This is a genomic window from Actinomadura citrea, from assembly GCF_013409045.1.
Taxonomy (GTDB): domain Bacteria; phylum Actinomycetota; class Actinomycetes; order Streptosporangiales; family Streptosporangiaceae; genus Spirillospora; species Spirillospora citrea.
In genome coordinates this window covers 4,421,053-4,435,463 of record NZ_JACCBT010000001.1, presented here as the reverse complement: position 1 = coordinate 4,435,463, position 14,411 = coordinate 4,421,053, and the positions used below count along the sequence as shown (strand labels likewise).

14 protein-coding genes are annotated in these 14,411 nt (G+C 74.3%); 7 read left to right on the top strand and 7 right to left on the bottom strand.

From position 1 onward, the window contains the following. Positions 1 to 4 precede the first annotated feature (4 nt). The 5 genes from BJ999_RS20680 to BJ999_RS20660 all read left to right on the top strand — a co-directional run bounded on the left by BJ999_RS20680 (position 5) and on the right by BJ999_RS20660 (position 3,405). The gene (locus BJ999_RS20680) at positions 5 to 1,447 is read left to right on the top strand and encodes a PTS ascorbate transporter subunit IIC (RefSeq protein WP_179834817.1); all 1,443 of its coding nucleotides are present in this window, start codon (positions 5 to 7) and stop codon (positions 1,445 to 1,447) included. An 84-nt stretch (positions 1,448 to 1,531) separates the two neighbouring features. Beyond that, entirely contained in the window at positions 1,532 to 1,834 is a 303-nt protein-coding gene (locus tag BJ999_RS20675; protein ID WP_179834816.1) for a PTS sugar transporter subunit IIB, read from the top strand. Beyond that, a complete protein-coding gene (locus BJ999_RS20670; protein ID WP_179834815.1) occupies positions 1,831 to 2,313 on the top strand; it encodes a PTS sugar transporter subunit IIA in 483 nt (160 codons plus the stop codon). Before BJ999_RS20675 ends, BJ999_RS20670 begins: the two co-directional genes overlap by 4 nt. Beyond that, complete coding sequence (locus tag BJ999_RS20665) at positions 2,306 to 3,049, top strand: sugar isomerase domain-containing protein (RefSeq protein ID WP_179834814.1); 744 nt, start codon at positions 2,306 to 2,308, stop codon at positions 3,047 to 3,049. Before BJ999_RS20670 ends, BJ999_RS20665 begins: the two co-directional genes overlap by 8 nt. A gap of 98 nt (positions 3,050 to 3,147) precedes the next feature. Beyond that, on the top strand, positions 3,148 to 3,405 hold the full coding sequence (locus tag BJ999_RS20660) for an EF-hand domain-containing protein (protein WP_179834813.1): 258 nt from the start codon (positions 3,148 to 3,150) through the stop codon (positions 3,403 to 3,405). Positions 3,406 to 3,470: 65 nt separating this feature from the next. On the opposite strand, the gene pgi is transcribed toward BJ999_RS20660, so the two are convergent. After that, positions 3,471 to 5,099, bottom strand: coding sequence for a glucose-6-phosphate isomerase (pgi, locus tag BJ999_RS20655; RefSeq protein WP_179834812.1), 1,629 nt, complete (start codon positions 5,097 to 5,099; stop codon positions 3,471 to 3,473). A gap of 297 nt (positions 5,100 to 5,396) precedes the next feature. On the opposite strand from pgi, the gene BJ999_RS20650 reads away from it, so the two are divergent. Together BJ999_RS20650 and BJ999_RS20645 are read left to right on the top strand one after the other, a co-directional pair. Further along, the gene (locus tag BJ999_RS20650) at positions 5,397 to 6,416 is read left to right on the top strand and encodes a lactonase family protein (protein WP_179834811.1); all 1,020 of its coding nucleotides are present in this window, start codon (positions 5,397 to 5,399) and stop codon (positions 6,414 to 6,416) included. Positions 6,417 to 6,500: 84 nt separating this feature from the next. Further along, positions 6,501 to 7,880 (top strand): NADP-dependent succinic semialdehyde dehydrogenase, encoded by a 1,380-nt coding sequence (locus BJ999_RS20645; protein WP_179834810.1) that lies wholly within the window; start codon positions 6,501 to 6,503, stop codon positions 7,878 to 7,880. Positions 7,881 to 7,924: 44 nt separating this feature from the next. On the opposite strand, the gene BJ999_RS20640 is transcribed toward BJ999_RS20645, so the two are convergent. From BJ999_RS20640 to BJ999_RS43075, 6 genes are all read right to left on the bottom strand, one after another. Next, positions 7,925 to 9,325, bottom strand: coding sequence for an aldehyde dehydrogenase (NADP(+)) (locus BJ999_RS20640; RefSeq protein ID WP_179834809.1), 1,401 nt, complete (start codon positions 9,323 to 9,325; stop codon positions 7,925 to 7,927). After that, positions 9,322 to 10,821: an amino acid permease gene (locus BJ999_RS20635; protein ID WP_229810579.1), complete on the bottom strand. Its 1,500-nt coding sequence runs from the start codon at positions 10,819 to 10,821 to the stop codon at positions 9,322 to 9,324. Before BJ999_RS20635 ends, BJ999_RS20640 begins: the two co-directional genes overlap by 4 nt. A 96-nt stretch (positions 10,822 to 10,917) precedes the next feature. Beyond that, a complete protein-coding gene (locus tag BJ999_RS20630) occupies positions 10,918 to 11,919 on the bottom strand; it encodes a proline racemase family protein (RefSeq protein ID WP_179834808.1) in 1,002 nt (333 codons plus the stop codon). Continuing rightward, entirely contained in the window at positions 11,919 to 12,848 is a 930-nt protein-coding gene (locus tag BJ999_RS20625) for a dihydrodipicolinate synthase family protein (RefSeq protein ID WP_179834807.1), read from the bottom strand. Before BJ999_RS20625 ends, BJ999_RS20630 begins: the two co-directional genes overlap by 1 nt. Beyond that, positions 12,845 to 14,269, bottom strand: coding sequence for an FAD/NAD(P)-dependent oxidoreductase (locus tag BJ999_RS20620; protein ID WP_179834806.1), 1,425 nt, complete (start codon positions 14,267 to 14,269; stop codon positions 12,845 to 12,847). The genes BJ999_RS20625 and BJ999_RS20620 overlap by 4 nt, the downstream gene beginning before the upstream one ends. Then, positions 14,266 to 14,394 (bottom strand): 2Fe-2S iron-sulfur cluster-binding protein, encoded by a 129-nt coding sequence (locus BJ999_RS43075; RefSeq protein ID WP_229810580.1) that lies wholly within the window; start codon positions 14,392 to 14,394, stop codon positions 14,266 to 14,268. The genes BJ999_RS20620 and BJ999_RS43075 overlap by 4 nt, the downstream gene beginning before the upstream one ends. Positions 14,395 to 14,411 lie beyond the last annotated feature (17 nt).

Here is a 14,411-nt window from a genome sequence, read left to right as displayed (position 1 = left end):
CACCATGGACGTCATCAAGGACATCCTCACCTTCCTGGCCGACAACGTGTTCGGCCAGGTGCCCATCCTCATCGGGCTCATCACGCTGGCGGGCCTGCTCCTGCAGCGCAAGCGGTTCGAGGACGTCTTCGCCGGGGCGCTGCGCGCCACGATCGGCGTGGTCATCCTGTTCATCGGCGTGGAGGTCTTCACCGGGGGGCTGACGAGCTTCCAGACGGTGCTCGCCAGCGCGATGGGGACCACGCCGCCGAAGGCGGACAACAGCCTCGCCGACTTCCTCGCCGACCAGGGCGGGACGGTCGCGCTGGTGATCACGGTCGCGTTCCTGGCGCACGTGCTGGTCGTGCGGCTCTTCCCCGCGGCCCGGTACCTGTACCTGACCGGCCACCTGATGTTCTGGGTCAGCACGGTCACCGTCGCCTCCCTGGTGACGATCGCGCCCGGCGCCGACCAGCTCACGCTCGTGCTCTGCGGGGCCGGGTTCGTCGCCGCGTACTGGACGCTGCAACCACTGTGGATGCGGCCGCTGATGCGCCGCGTCATGCCGGACGACCGCTTCGGGTTCGCGCACACCAGCTCGCTCGCCTGCCTGATCACCGGCTACGCGGCCCGCCCGCTCGGCAGCCGCGAGAAGCACGACACCGAGAAGCTGAAGCTCCCGCGCCAGCTGTCGTTCTTCAAGGACGTCAACGTCAGCACCGCGCTGATCATCACCGTGATCATGCTGGTCGGGGTCGCGTTCGCCGACCACGGCGTGGTGACCAAGGCCGCGGCCGAGATGGACGACAAGCTTTCGCCGTGGGTGTGGGCGATCCTGGTGGGCCTGCGCTTCGCGGGCGGCATCGCGATCCTGCTGTTCGGCGTGCGGATGTTCCTCGGCGAGATCGTCCCGGCGTTCAAGGGGTTCAGCGACCGCGTCATCCCGGGCACGCGGCCCGCGCTGGACGCGCCCACCGTGTTCCCCGTCGCGCCGACCGCCGTCATGGTCGGGTTCGTCGCCTCCACCGCGGTGTTCCTGGTCTGCCTCGCGGTCTTCGCCGCCGCCGGCTGGTTCACCCTCGCCCCGCCCATGATCATGCTGTTCTTCGTGGGCGGCGCGGCGGCGCTGTTCGGCAACGTGGTGGCGGGCTGGCGCGGCGCGGTCCTCGGCGGGGTCATCACCGGTCTGATCCTGGCCGTCGGGCAGGCCGTCACCTGGGGCCTGTACGAGCGGACCGCGCCCGAGCTGGCGACGCTCGCCGACCCCGACTGGTACGCGATCGGCTGGCTGCTGAAGGCCGCGGACCCGGTCGTCGGCGGCAACTCGATCTGGCTCGTCCCCGCGGTCGCGGTCGGCGCGATGATCATCACCCTGCTGCTCCTCGGCCGCGCCGAGAAGCGCCGGGCGGCGGCGGACGAGCAGGAGGAGGAGAAGGCGCCCGAGAGCGCGGCCCCCGCGGAAGCCTGACGGGGGGAAGCCCGGCGGACGGCGGAGGCCTGACGGACGCCCGCGCAGGCCTGACCGACCACCCTACGAGGAGAGAAGGACGACATGGCACTGGACCGGCAACTGGAGATCCTCGCGGTCTGCGGCGTCGGCATGGGCTCAAGCCTGATGCTCAAGATGACCGCCGAGGACGCGCTGCGCTCGCTCGGCGTGGAGGCCCGGGTGGAGAACACCGACGTCTCCACGGCGCGCGGGATGTCGCCCGACGTGGTGATCGGCCAGGGCATGCACACCGGCGAGATCGCCGACCTGGCCCCCGTGGTGATCACCATCAGCGACTTCCTGGACAAGGAGGGCCTGGAGGCCCAGCTCAGGGAGCGCCTCACCGAGCAGGGATGGCTCTCGTGACGGCCCGTTCCGAGGGAGCGGCCACCGGATCCGCAGCGCCGGGCCCGGTCGTCGCCGCGACCGACGAGGCGACCGCGGGCGACTGGCGGGAGGCCGTCCGCGTGGCGGCCTCCGCGCTGGTCACCGCGGGCGCGGCGGGCGAGGGCTACCCCGAGGCGTGCGTCCGGGTGGTGGAGGAGAACGGCCCGTACATCGTGCTGACCAAGGGGCTCGCGCTCGTCCACGCCCGTCCCGAGGAGGGCGGCCTGGCCGTCGGCGTCGGCGTGACCCGGCTGGCCACGCCGGTCGAGTTCGGTCATCCCGACAACGACCCGGTCGACCTGCTGCTGGCGTTCTGCACGCCCGACCCCGACGCGCACGTCGGCACCCTGTCCGGGCTGGCGCGCGCCCTGTCGGGCGGACTCGCCGACCGCCTGCGCGCCGCGTCCGGCGAAGACGACCTGGCCCGCATCTTGAAGGAGGCTCTACCGAATGCCTGACGCGGCGTCCTCCGGGTTCCCCGCCAGGGTGCGCACCCTGCTCGACGACCTCGACGCGACCTCGGGCGGGGCGGCCGGCGACGCCGCCGCCCTGCTGCTCGACGCGATCGAGGCCGGCGGGATCGTGCACGTCGCCGGTGCCGGGCATTCCCTGGCGATGGTCTGCGAGACGTTCTACCGGGCCGGCGGCCTCGCCGCCGTCCGCCCGATCTGGGACCCCGACGTCTTCCCGCTCGACCACGCGCTGCGCAGCACCCGCGCCGAGCGACGGGACGGGGTGGGGCGCGCCGTCGTCGAGAAGGCCGCGCCCGCCCCGCCCGACGTGGCGGTGGTGTTCTCCACCAGCGGCCGCAACCCCTATCCGGTGGAGGTCGCGCGGGAGTGCGCGGCGCGGGGCGTGCCGGTCGTCGCGGTGACCTCGGCGCGGGCGTCGCGCGGCGCGGCGGCGAGGGCCGACACGACCCTCGCCGACCACGCGGCCATCGTCCTCGACACGTGCGTCCCGCCCGGGGACGTGCTGCATCCGGCGGGCGCGCCGCGCACCGCGGCGGTCTCCACCGTCCTCGCCGCGTACGCGTGGGCGCGGGTGCTCGCCGACCTCGACGACCTCGCGGCGGCGCGCGGCGTTGAGCCGCCCCGCTGGACGAGCGCGAACGTCCCCGGCGGCGACGAGGTGAACGCCGCGCTGCTGGAGCGCTACCGCCACCGAGTCCCCGAGTTGACGGGCGAGGGTTAGCGGGGAACCGAGGATCGTCCCGCGGCGTTTCTCATAGGGACGGGCCGACTCGCTGTGACAAGATGCGGGGCTGAGTTCGGACCGGAACGAGGAGCGAGATGACGACGAGACCGACCGGGGACGACCTTCTTGCCGTGTTCACGCGCGCGGACCTCGGCGGCGACGAGAAGCTCGACCTGATGGAGTTCACGCTCGGGCTGGAGGAGCTGGGGCTGTCCTGGACGCGGGCCGAGACGCAGGACAGGTTCGAGAGGGCGGACAGCAACCTCGACGGGTTCATCTCCTATGGCGAGTTCCGCGCCATCCTGGAGTCGCAGGGCTGGGTCGAGGGGCCCCTGCCCGGCGCGCGCGCCTGACGGCGAAGGGACGGGCCCGCCGGACGACCGGCGGGCCCTTCGCGTCTCTCAGGCCGGCGAGGACATCAGACCCTGCGGCCGCGCAGCTCCCGGTACCTGCGCACGAGCGCGCCGGTGGACGGGTCGGGCGCCTCGGACGGCGGCTCCGGCGAGGTCAGGGCCGGGGCGAGGTCCATCGCCATGACCTTGCCGAGCTCGACGCCCCACTGGTCGAAGGAGTCGATGCCCCAGATCGTCCCCTCGACGAAGACGATGTGCTCGTAGAGGGCGACGAGGGAGCCGAGGGTCTTCGGGGTGAGCTTCGGCGCGAGGAGCGTGCTGCTCGGCCGGTTGCCCGGCATGACCTTGTGCGGGACGACCGCCGCGGGCGTGCCGTCGGCGGCGATCTCCTCGGCGGTCTTGCCGAACGCGAGCGCCGAGGTCTGCGCGAGCATGTTCGCGATGAGCAGGTCGTGCATCCCCTCGCGGTCCTCGAACGGCTCGGCGAAGCCGATGAAGTCCGCGGGCACGAGCCGGGTCCCCTGGTGCAGCAGCTGGTAGAAGGCGTGCTGCCCGTTGGTGCCCGGCTCGCCCCAGAAGATCGCGCCGGTCTGCGCGATGACCGGGGCGCCGTCGGCCCGCACCGACTTGCCGTTGGACTCCATCGTGAGCTGCTGGAGGTAGGCGGGGAACCGCGACAGGCGCTGGCTGTAGGGCAGGACGGCCCGGGTCTGCGCGCCGAAGAAGTCGGTGTACCAGACGCCGAGCAGCGCCATCAGCACCGGCATGTTCGCCTCGAACGGCGCGCTCCGGAAGTGCTCGTCGACCTCCCGGAACCCGGCGAGCATCTCGCGGAACGCCTCGCCGCCGATCGCGATCATCAGCGACAGGCCGATGGCGCCGTCGAAGGAGTAGCGCCCGCCCACCCAGTCCCAGAACCCGAACATGTTGGCGGTGTCGATGCCGAACTCGGCGACCCGCTCGGCGTTGGTCGACACGGCGACGAAGTGGCGGGAGACGGCGTCGTCGCCGAGCCGCTCGGTGAGCCACCGCCGCGCGACCTTGGCGTTGGTGAGGGTCTCCAGCGTCCCGAACGTCTTGGAGCTGACGACGAACAGCGTCTGCTCGGGGTCGAGTCCGGCGAGCTTGCCGAGGATGTCGGCCGGGTCGATGTTGGAGACGAACCGGCAGGAGACGCCCGCGTCGGCGAAGTCGTGCAGCGCCTCGTAGGCCATGGCGGGGCCGAGGTCGGAGCCGCCGATGCCGATGTTGACGACGGTCGTGATGCGCTTTCCGGTGAAGCCCGTCCACTCCCCCGACCGGACGCGTCCGGCGAAGTCGGCCATCTTGTCCAGGACCGCGTGCACGTCGCCCGCGACGTCCTGCCCGTCCACCTTCAGCGCCTCGCCGGGAGGCAGCCGCAACGCGGTGTGGAGGACGGCGCGGTCCTCGCTGACGTTGATGTGCTCCCCGCCGAACATCGCATCGATCCTGGCGCGCAGCCCGGCCCGCTCGGCGAGCGCCGCGAGCAGCGCCAGGGTCTCGCCGGTGGCGCGGTGCTTGGAGTAGTCCAGGAACAGGTCCCCCGCGGTCACCGTCATCCGGTCGGCGCGGCCCGGGTCCTCCGCGAAGAGTTCGCGCAGGTGCCGCCCGGCGATCGCCGCCTGGTGCTCGGCCAGCGCGGTCCATTCGGGCGACTCGGTGATATCAGCCATTGCCTTCTCTCATCTCCTCGTGGGGGCGAGGGCGTACCCCCACGGGCGGGCGCCGAACGTCCCCCGGGCGCCACGCCGCTCCCCACCGGCGATCATAGGTCGACCGCGCGTGACCGTATCAGGGCCGTCCCCGCGCGCGCAGCGATCCGCCCCGTCCGCCCGCGCCCGCCCAGGCCGCGAGCGGGGTCGCCGGCAGGCTCCGGGAGTGCCCGGAGGAGCGACGCCGATCATGGACGGGACTAGGCTCGCCCTCGGCCGCCGAGGGCGGGGTGGATCGCGTTTCGAGGGGAGTCCCGGGTGAGCGAGCGGGCGTTCTGGGTGGGCACGTACACCGGCGCGGCCGGAGGCGGCGCCGGGATCTACCGGGTCGCGCGGGGCGCCGACGGGACGCTGCGGGCGGCCGTGCTCGCGGCGGAGGCGGTGTGCCCGTCGTACCTGGCCGTCCATCCCACCAAGGACGTCCTGTACGCGGTCCGGGAGGAGGACCGCGGCGGGGTGGTGGCCTACGAGGCGGCCGGACCGCGGCTGAAGGAGATCGGGGCGCGGGAGGCGGGGGCGCTGCCCTGCCACCTGTCCGTCTCACCGGACGGCGGCCGCCTCCTCGTCGCCGACTACGGGTCCGGGACGGTCCGGGCCTACCCGCTGGGCCCCGACGGCGGTCTCGCCGGGGAGCCGGACGTGGCGGACGGGCACGGCGGCGGGCCGAGGGCCGACCGCCAGGAGGGCCCGCACGCCCACATGACCGTCCACGCTCCCGACGGGACGGTCCTGACGACCGACCTGGGGGCGGACCTCGTGCGGTCCTTCCGGATCGAGGGCGGGGCCCTGAGGCTCGTCGGGGAGACGCCCCTTCCGGCCGGGTGCGGACCGCGGCACCTGGTCGTCCATCCGAGCGGGCACGTGCACGTGCTGGCGGAGCTGGCCGCGTCCGTCCTGGTCCTGAGGCCGGCCGACGGGTACGCGGGCCTGGAGGTCGTGGCGGAGTCGCCCGCGACGGCCGGTCCGGCGGGCGACGCGGCCCAGGGTGCGGCGATCAAGGTCGGCGACGGCGGCCGGTACGTCTACACCTCCATGCGCGGCACGGACGTGGTGACGGCCCACCGGGTGCTGGAGGGCGGCGCGGCGCTGGCGCCGGTCGCGGACGTCCCCTCCGGCGGGCACTGGCCGCGCGACCTGCACGTGGACGGCGAGTGGATGCACGTGGCGAACGAGCGGAGCGACGCGCTCGCGACCTTCCGGATCGGGCCGGACGGCGTCCCGGTGCCGGCGGGGCCGCCCCTGGGCGTCCCCTCGCCGGTGTGCGTGATCCCCGGCTGACCGCCGGGCCGGGCTGGCGTTTCCTGCGGGCCGGCTCGGGCACGCCCCGGGTGAACGAGTCCGACACTCAGGGAGCATCCCGACATGACGACGATCGCCACGACCAACCCCGCGACGGGCGAGGTCGAGAAGACCTTCGACGCGCTGACCGACGAGGAGGTCGACCGGCGCGTCGCGCGGGCGGCGGACACGTTCGCCTCCTACCGCTCGGTCCCCCTGGAGCGGCGGGCGGAGTGGATGAACGCCGCGGCGGACGTCCTCGACCGGGAGGCCGACCAGATCGGCGCCATGCTGACCACCGAGATGGGCAAGACCCACAAGGCGGCCGTGGCGGAGGCGCACAAGTGCGCGAAGGCGTGCCGGTACTACGCCGAGCACGCGGCGGAGTTCCTGGCCGACCGGCGCCCCGCCGACCCCGCGGACGTGGACGCGCGGGACGCCTACGTCCGCTACCAGCCGCTCGGGCCCGTGCTGGCGGTCATGCCGTGGAACTTCCCGCTGTGGCAGGTGATCCGCTTCGCGGCGCCCGGCCTGATGGCGGGGAACGTGGGGCTGCTGAAGCACTCCTCGAACGTCCCGCAGACGGCGCTGTTCCTGGAGGACCTGTTCCGCCGCGCCGGGTTCCCCGAGGGCGCGTTCCAGACGCTGCTGATCGGCTCGGCGAAGGTCGAGCGGGTGCTGCGCGACCCGCGGGTGAAGGCCGCGACGCTCACCGGCAGCGAGCCCGCCGGGCGGTCCGTCGCCTCCATCGCCGGGGACGAGATCAAGCCGACCGTGCTGGAGCTCGGCGGCAGCGACCCGTTCGTGGTGATGCCGTCCGCCGACCTCGAGGCGGCGGCGCGCACGGCCGCCGAGTCCCGGTGCCTCAACAACGGGCAGAGCTGCATCTCGGCGAAGCGGTTCATCGTCGACACCGGCTGTGCCGAGGAGTTCGAGAGGCTGTTCGTCGAGCGGATGCGCGCGAAGAAGGTCGGCGACCCGATGGAGGAGTCCACCGACGTCGGCCCCCTCGTCAGCGAGCAGGGCCGCGCCGAGGTCGAGGAACTCGTGGCCGACGCGGTCGGCAAGGGCGCCACCGTGCTGTGCGGCGGCGAGCGCCCGGACGGGCCCGGCTGGTACTACCCGCCGACGGTGGTCTCCGGGGTGACGCCCGGGATGCGGATGTACCACGAGGAGGTCTTCGCGCCGGTCGCGTCGCTGCTGCGCGTGCGCGGGGTGTCGGAGGCCGTCGAGGTCGCGAACGCGACGGGCTTCGGGCTCGGCTCGAACGCCTGGACGCGCGACGACGACGAGCGGGAGCGGTTCGTGCGGGAGCTGGACGCCGGGCAGGTCTTCATCAACGGGATGACGACGTCCTACCCCGAACTGCCGTTCGGCGGGGTGAAGCGCTCCGGGTACGGGCGCGAGCTGTCGGCGGACGGCATGCGCGCGTTCTGCAACGCCAAGACCGTCTGGGTCGGCTGACCGCACGTCCTCGGTCCGCTGCGCGCAGCGGACCGAGGACGGTCTCACCGGACGGCCTGCGGGACCTTCCACGGGTTGTCGTCGCGGAGCGGCGGCGGGAGCAGGTCCTGCGGCCAGCCCTGGTAGGCGACCGGCCGCAGGAACCGCTCCATCGCGGCCGTGCCGACCGAGGTGGTGGAGGGCGCCGTCGTGGCCGGGTACGGCCCGCCGTGCTGCATCGCGTGCGTGACGGACACACCGGTGGGCCACTGGTTCCACAGGACGCGGCCGCTTCGGCCGGCGAGCACCGCCGCGAGCGCGGCGAGGTCGCCGGTCTCCTCCGGCTCGGCGTGCAGCGAGGCGGTGAGCTGGCCGGGCAGGGCGGCCACGACGCCGGTGAGGTCGGCGAGGCGGTCGTAGGTGACGACGAGGCCGAGCGGCCCGAAGCACTCCTCCGCAGCGGCGTCGATGTCGGCCTGGAAGGCCGCCAGGTCCATGGTGAGCAGGCGCGGCGTCAGCGCGTCCGCCTCGTCCGGCCAGACGAGGCGCCGCACGCCGGGCCGGGCGCCCAGCGCGCCCGCCGCGGCCAGGTACCCGGCGCTGATCCGCTCGTTGAGCATCGGCGCGCCGGCGGCTTCGCGCAGGTGCGCCGCGATACCCGCCGGCAGCCCGGCGGGGGCGAACAGCAGGCCGGGGTTCGTGCAGAACTGGCCGGCCCCCAGGGTGAGGGACGCCGCGTAGCCCTCGGCGATCTCCTCGGTGCGGGCCTCGGCCGCGCCGGGCGTGACCACGGACGGGTTCACGCTGCCCATCTCGCCGAAGAACGGGATCGGCACCGGCCGCTCCGCCGCGATCCGCGCGAGGGCGAGTCCGCCCCGCTGGGAGCCGGTGAACGCGGCGGCGGCGACGCCGGGATGCCGCAGGGCCTCGACTCCGGCGTCCTCGCCCTCGACCAGGGCGAACACGCCGTCCGGGAGCCCGGCGCCGGCGATCACCTCGGCCGTCCGGCGCGACAGCCGGGGGTGGCCGGGGTGCGCCTTGACCACGACGGGGCAGCCCGCCGCCCACGCCGACGCGGTGTCGCCGCCGGCGACGCTGAAGGCGAACGGGAAGTTACTCGCCGCGAACACCAGCACAGGACCGACGGCCGTCCGGCAGCGGCGCAGATCCGGCCTCGGGCCGGTGGGCCACTGCGGGTCGGCCCGGTCGATGCGGGCGTCGTGGAAGGCGCCCTCCAGGACCTGCCCGGCGAACAGCTTCAGCTGGAACGTGGTGCGGGTCAGCTCGCCGTTCAGGCGCGCCTCGCCGAGGCGGCTCTCCTCGTCGGCGAGCGCGACCAGTTCGCCGCGGGCGGCCTCCAGCGCGTCCGCGACCGCCGCCAGGTGGGCGGCGCGTTCGGCCGGCGGCGACGCGGCCCAGCCTGGCGCGGCGGCGACCGCCGCGGAGACGGCCTGGTCCGGTGTCATGAACTGCTCCCTTCGTCCTCGGTGTTCGGGGCGGTGCGGGCTGACCGCGGCGCCCGGTTCTCCACCGAGTTGCGGTACCCGTACAGCGCGTAGACGATCAGGCCGAGCACCATCCACACCGCGAACCGGACCCAGGTGATCCAGTCGAGGTTGGCGATCAGCCAGATCGAGAAGGCGATGCCGACCAGCGGCACCACCGGCACCCAGGGGGTGCGGAACGAGCGCGGCAGGTCGGGGCGGGTGCGGCGCATCACCATGACGGCGATCGCGACGACGATGAACGCCATCAGGATGCCGATGTTGGTGAGGTCGGCCGCCTCCTTGATGGGCAGCAGCCCCGCGATGACGGCCGAGCCGAGCCCGACGAGCCAGATGACGCGGGTCGGCACCTGCCGGCGCGGGTGGTTCCGGGCGAAGTAGGAGGGCAGCAGGCCGTCCCGGCTCATCGAGAACCAGACGCGGGTGACCGCCAGCATGTTCGCGAGCGCGGAGGTGGTGATGCCGACGACGGCGCCGACCGCCACGACCGTGCCGAGGCCGGCCAGGCCGACCGAGGCGAGCGCGCTGGAGAACGGGCTCTTGACGTCGATCTGCCGGTAGTCCTGCATGCCGAGCAGCACGATGCAGACCAGCAGGTAGATGACCGCGGCGATGGCCAGCGAGATGACGATCGCCTTCGGCAGCACCTTCTTGGCCTCGGCGCTCTCCTCCGCCGCCGCGCTCATGGCGTCATAGCCGTACACGGCGAAGAAGGTGGTGGCGGCCCCCGCGACGGCGCCGCCGATGCCGAACGGCAGGAACGGGCTGAAGTTGCCGGCCGAGATGTGGAACGCTCCCGCGACGATGACCAGCGCGACGATGGCGAGCTTGACCACGACGAGGATCGTCTCGAACCGCGCGGACTCCTTCGTCCCGCGCGACAGCACGAACGCCAGGAGCAGGCACAGCAGCGCGGCGAACAGGTCGACCTTGTGACCGGCGCCGGTGCCGGGCGCCCCGAGCGCCCAGTCCGGGATGTCCAGGCCGATCTGGTCGAGGATGTAGGACAGGTAGCCGGAGATGGCGATCGCGACGACGGCGACGATCGCGGTGTACTCCAGCAGCAGGTCCCACCCGATCGCCCAGCCGATCGCCTCGCCGAGCGCGGCGTAGGAGTAGGTGTAGGCGGAGCCGGCCTTCGGGATGGTGCCGGCGAACTCGGCGTAGCAGAGCGCGGCGGCGGAACTGGCGATGATGGCGATCAGGAAGGAGATCATCACGCCGGGCCCGGCGTCGTCGTGGGCGACGACGCCGGCGAGCGAGAACACGCCCGCGCCGACGAGCCCGCCGAGGCTGAGCGCGACGAGCTGCCACAGCCCCATGGTGCGGCGGAGGCCGCCCGGGGTCTCCTCCTCCGAGGAGTCGACGGGTTTCAGGCGGAAGACTCCGGCCCGGGTGAACAGCGCGGACCCGGCCGGGCCCCGCGGTGGTCGTGTTTTCGGCATGGCTTGGGACATGACGGTCCCTCCCGACTGGTGCAGGGGAATACCAAGGTGGGTGTGGATCGGCGGTCAGGGGGCCGCCGTGAAGGGCTCGGGGAGCCGGCCGGCCCTCTAGAGGACGAAGCCCTCGGGGAAGGGGTCGGCGGGGTCGAGCAGGTAGGTGGCGGTGCCGGTGATCCAGGCCCGCCCGGTGAACTCGGGGATCACCGCGGGCAGGCCGCCGGCCTCGGCGGTGCCGACCAGGCGCCCGGTGAAGCGGGTGCCGATGAACGACTCGTTGACGAACTCGGTGTGCAGCGGCAGCTCGCCCCGGGCGTGCAGCTGGGCCATGCGGGCGGAGGTGCCGGTGCCGCAGGGCGACCGGTCGAACCAGCCCGGATGGATCGCCATCGCGTTGCGGGAGCGCCTGGCGTCCGACCCGGGCGCGAGGAACTGGACGTGCTTGCAGCCTCCGATCAGCGGGTCGGCCGGATGGACGGGGCGGTCGGTCCCGTCGATCGCCTCCATGATCGCCAGCCCCGCCCGGAGGATGTCCTCCTTGCGGGCCCGGTCGAACGGCAGCCCGAGCGGTTCGAGGTCGGTGATGGCGTAGAAGTTGCCGCCGTAGGCCATGTCGTAGCGGACGTCCCCGAGCCCGGGCACCGTCACCACGGCGTCCCGCCGGAGCGCGAACGAGGCGACGTTGCGGAGCGTCACGTGCTCGGCGACGCCGTCGCGGACCTCGACGCGGGCCTCGACGAGGCCGGCCGGGGTGTCCAGCCGCACGATCGTCTCCGGCTCGGTCACCTCCACCATCCCGGTCTCGACCAGGACGGTCGCGACGCCGATGGTGCCGTGCCCGCACATCGGCAGGAACCCGCTGACCTCGACGTAGACCACGCCCCAGTCCGCGTCCGGGCGGGTGGGCGGCTGGAGCAGGGCGCCGCTCATCGCGGGGTGGCCGCGCGGCTCGTCCACGAGGAAGCGGCGCAGCCCGTCCAGGTGCCGCACGGCGTGGCGGCGCCGCTCGGCCATCGTGGCGCCCGGGATGGGCGCGACGCCGCCGGTGACGACGCGCGTCGGCATCCCCTCGGTGTGGGAGTCGACCGCGCTGATCGACCGGGCCGAGCGCATCAGGCGGCCCGCCGCCGCGCGAGGGCCGCGATCGCGCGGTCCATGTCGGCGGTGACGGCGGCGCGGTGCTCGGGCACGAGCGGGCCGCGCGGCGGGCGGCAGGGGCCGCCGTACCGGCCGACCTGCTCCATGCCGAGCTTGATCGCCTGGACGAACTCGGTGCGCGAGTCCCAGCGGAACGCGGCGACGAGCGGCTCGTACAGGGCGCGGGCCTCCTCCAGCTTCCCGGCGGTGGCCAGCTCGTACAGCAGCGCCGACTCGGCGGGGAAGACGTTGGGGAAGCCCGCGAACCAGCCGGTCGCGCCCATCAGCAGCGCTTCGAGGGTGACGTCGTCGGCGCCGGCGACCACCTCCAGGCCCGGGGCCCTCTCCCGGATCTCCAGGACGCGGCGGACGTCGCCGGAGAACTCCTTGACCGCGACGACGCCGTCGATCTGGGCGATCTCGGCCAGCAGGTCCGGGGTGAGGTCGACCTTGGTGTCGATGGGGTTGTTGTAGACCATGACCGGCAGGCCGACGGACGCGACGGCCTCGAAGTGCGCGATGATCTCGCCGCGGTTGGCCCGGTACATCGTCGGCGGCAGGCACAGCACGCCGTCGGCGCCGTCCTCGGCCGCGATCTGCGCCCAGTGCCGGGCCTGGTGGGAGCCGGGACCGTGCACGCCGACCACGACGACGCCGTCCCGGCCGACCGCCTCGACGGCGGTGCGGGCGACGCGGCGGCGCTCGTCGTCGGTCAGCGAGGAGTACTCGCCGAGGGACCCGTTCGGGCCGACGCCGCGGCAGCCGTTGTCGACGAGCCAGCGGCAGTGCTCGGCGTACCGGTCGTGGTCGACGGCGAGCCCGGCGGGGGCGGCGGCGTCCTCGCGGTAGGGCAGGGCCGTCGCCACGATGACGCCGCCGAGGCTCTGGAGCTTGCTGTCGCTCATCGGGCGCTCTCTTTCTTGTCGGGTGTGTCAACTGGAGGGTTCGCGAGCTCGCCGAGCCGGATGGGCTGGGCGACGGGCCGGCGGTGGGGATCGCCTCCGCCCGCGCGGTCGCGGAGCAGTTCGGCGACAGTGGGGCCGCAGACGCGGGCCTGGCAGGGGCCGAGGCCGGCGCGGGTGCCGAGCCTGACGGCGCGGGCGGAGCCGGCGGCCTCGCCGTCCGCGGCGCGCAGGAGGGTCCCGTAGGCGGTCTCCTCGCAGCGGCAGACGATCGTGTCGGGGCGCAGCCAGCCGGGCCACGCCGCGCCGACGGGGTGCGCGGCGGCGAGCCGGCCGGCGAACGCGCGCGCCCGGTCGCGGCGCCGGCGCAGGGCGGCGGCCGCGCGGTCGCCGCGGTCTCCTCCCCCGGCGGCCCAGCCGGCGAGCAGCCCCTCGGTGCGGGCGGCGGGCGCCCCGGCGATGCCGGTGATCTCCCCGGCCGCGTAGACGCCGGGGACGCTGGTGCGCTGGTCGTCGTCGACGTCGGTGAAGGCGCCGCCGCGCAGCCGGCAGCCCGCGGCGACGGGCAGTTCGAGCTGCGGGCTGAAGCCGTGGGTGACGCAGAGCGCGTCCACCGCGACGGTGCGCTCGGTGCCGGGCACGACCGACCAGTCGTGGCGGAGCCGCGCCGTGACCGCCTCTTCGACGCGCCCGTCGCCCCGGGCCTCGATCACGGCGCGGCCCGTCCGGTACGGGACGCGGTGCCGGGCCAGCAGCCCCGCGTACCCGGCCAGCTCCGCCGCCTTGCCCGCCTGCGGCGCCAGCTCCCACGGGCGCGCCGCCCAGCCACGCGCCACGGTGGCGGCGGGGTTGGCCTCCAGCACCCCGAGGACGGTGGCGCCGGCCTCGACCAGCGACGCGGCGACCGGGAGCAGGAACGGTCCAGAACCGGCGATGAGGACGGGGTCGCCGATGACCAGGCGCTCCCCCTTCGCCAGCGCCTGCGCCGCACCGGCGGTGAAGACGCCGGGCAGGTCCCAGCCAGGGAACGGCAGGACGCGGTCATGGGCGCCCGGCGCCAGCACCAGCGCGTCCGGGCGCAGGACGTGCCGTTCCCGTCCGGCGCCGTCGGCCTCACCTCGCAGCACGTGGACGTGCGGCGGCCCCTGTTCGGTGCGGTCGACGGACCAGACGGCGCTCTCGGGCCACCAGGCGCAGCGTGGATGGCCGAGCACGCGGTCGCGCAGCCGCTCGAAGCCCCGCCACCCGTGGTGAAGGCGGCCGGGGCGGGTTGCGCCGAACGCGGCGGGCGGCATCCGGTGGTACTGGCCGCCGGGCTCCTCGGCCGCGTCGAGCAGCGTGACCCGCGCGCCGGCCCGCAGCGCGCCCGCCGCCGCGCCGAGCCCCGCGGGCCCGGCGCCGACGACCACGACGTGCCGGCTCACCGGGCGTCCCGGGACTGGGTCGCGACGACGTCGCCGTCGCGGGCGCGGCGGCGGCAGGCCCGCACGTCGCGGACGCCGTTGACGGTGAGGAGGCAGTCGAAGCAGGCGCCGATCCCGCAGAACACGCCGCGCGGGGCGCCGG

Coding starts and splice junctions, on each gene's coding strand:
- pgi (WP_179834812.1), bottom strand. CDS start 5,099: ATGGCTGATATCACCGAGTCGCCCGAATGGACCGCGCTGGCCGAGCAC.
- BJ999_RS20640 (WP_179834809.1), bottom strand. CDS start 9,325: ATGACACCGGACCAGGCCGTCTCCGCGGCGGTCGCCGCCGCGCCAGGC.
- BJ999_RS20630 (WP_179834808.1), bottom strand. CDS start 11,919: ATGCGCTCGGCCCGGTCGATCAGCGCGGTCGACTCCCACACCGAGGGG.
- BJ999_RS20660 (WP_179834813.1), top strand. CDS start 3,148: ATGACGACGAGACCGACCGGGGACGACCTTCTTGCCGTGTTCACGCGC.
- BJ999_RS20665 (WP_179834814.1), top strand. CDS start 2,306: ATGCCTGACGCGGCGTCCTCCGGGTTCCCCGCCAGGGTGCGCACCCTG.
- BJ999_RS20675 (WP_179834816.1), top strand. CDS start 1,532: ATGGCACTGGACCGGCAACTGGAGATCCTCGCGGTCTGCGGCGTCGGC.
- BJ999_RS20625 (WP_179834807.1), bottom strand. CDS start 12,848: ATGAGCGACAGCAAGCTCCAGAGCCTCGGCGGCGTCATCGTGGCGACG.
- BJ999_RS20635 (WP_229810579.1), bottom strand. CDS start 10,821: ATGTCCCAAGCCATGCCGAAAACACGACCACCGCGGGGCCCGGCCGGG.
- BJ999_RS20680 (WP_179834817.1), top strand. CDS start 5: ATGGACGTCATCAAGGACATCCTCACCTTCCTGGCCGACAACGTGTTC.
- BJ999_RS20645 (WP_179834810.1), top strand. CDS start 6,501: ATGACGACGATCGCCACGACCAACCCCGCGACGGGCGAGGTCGAGAAG.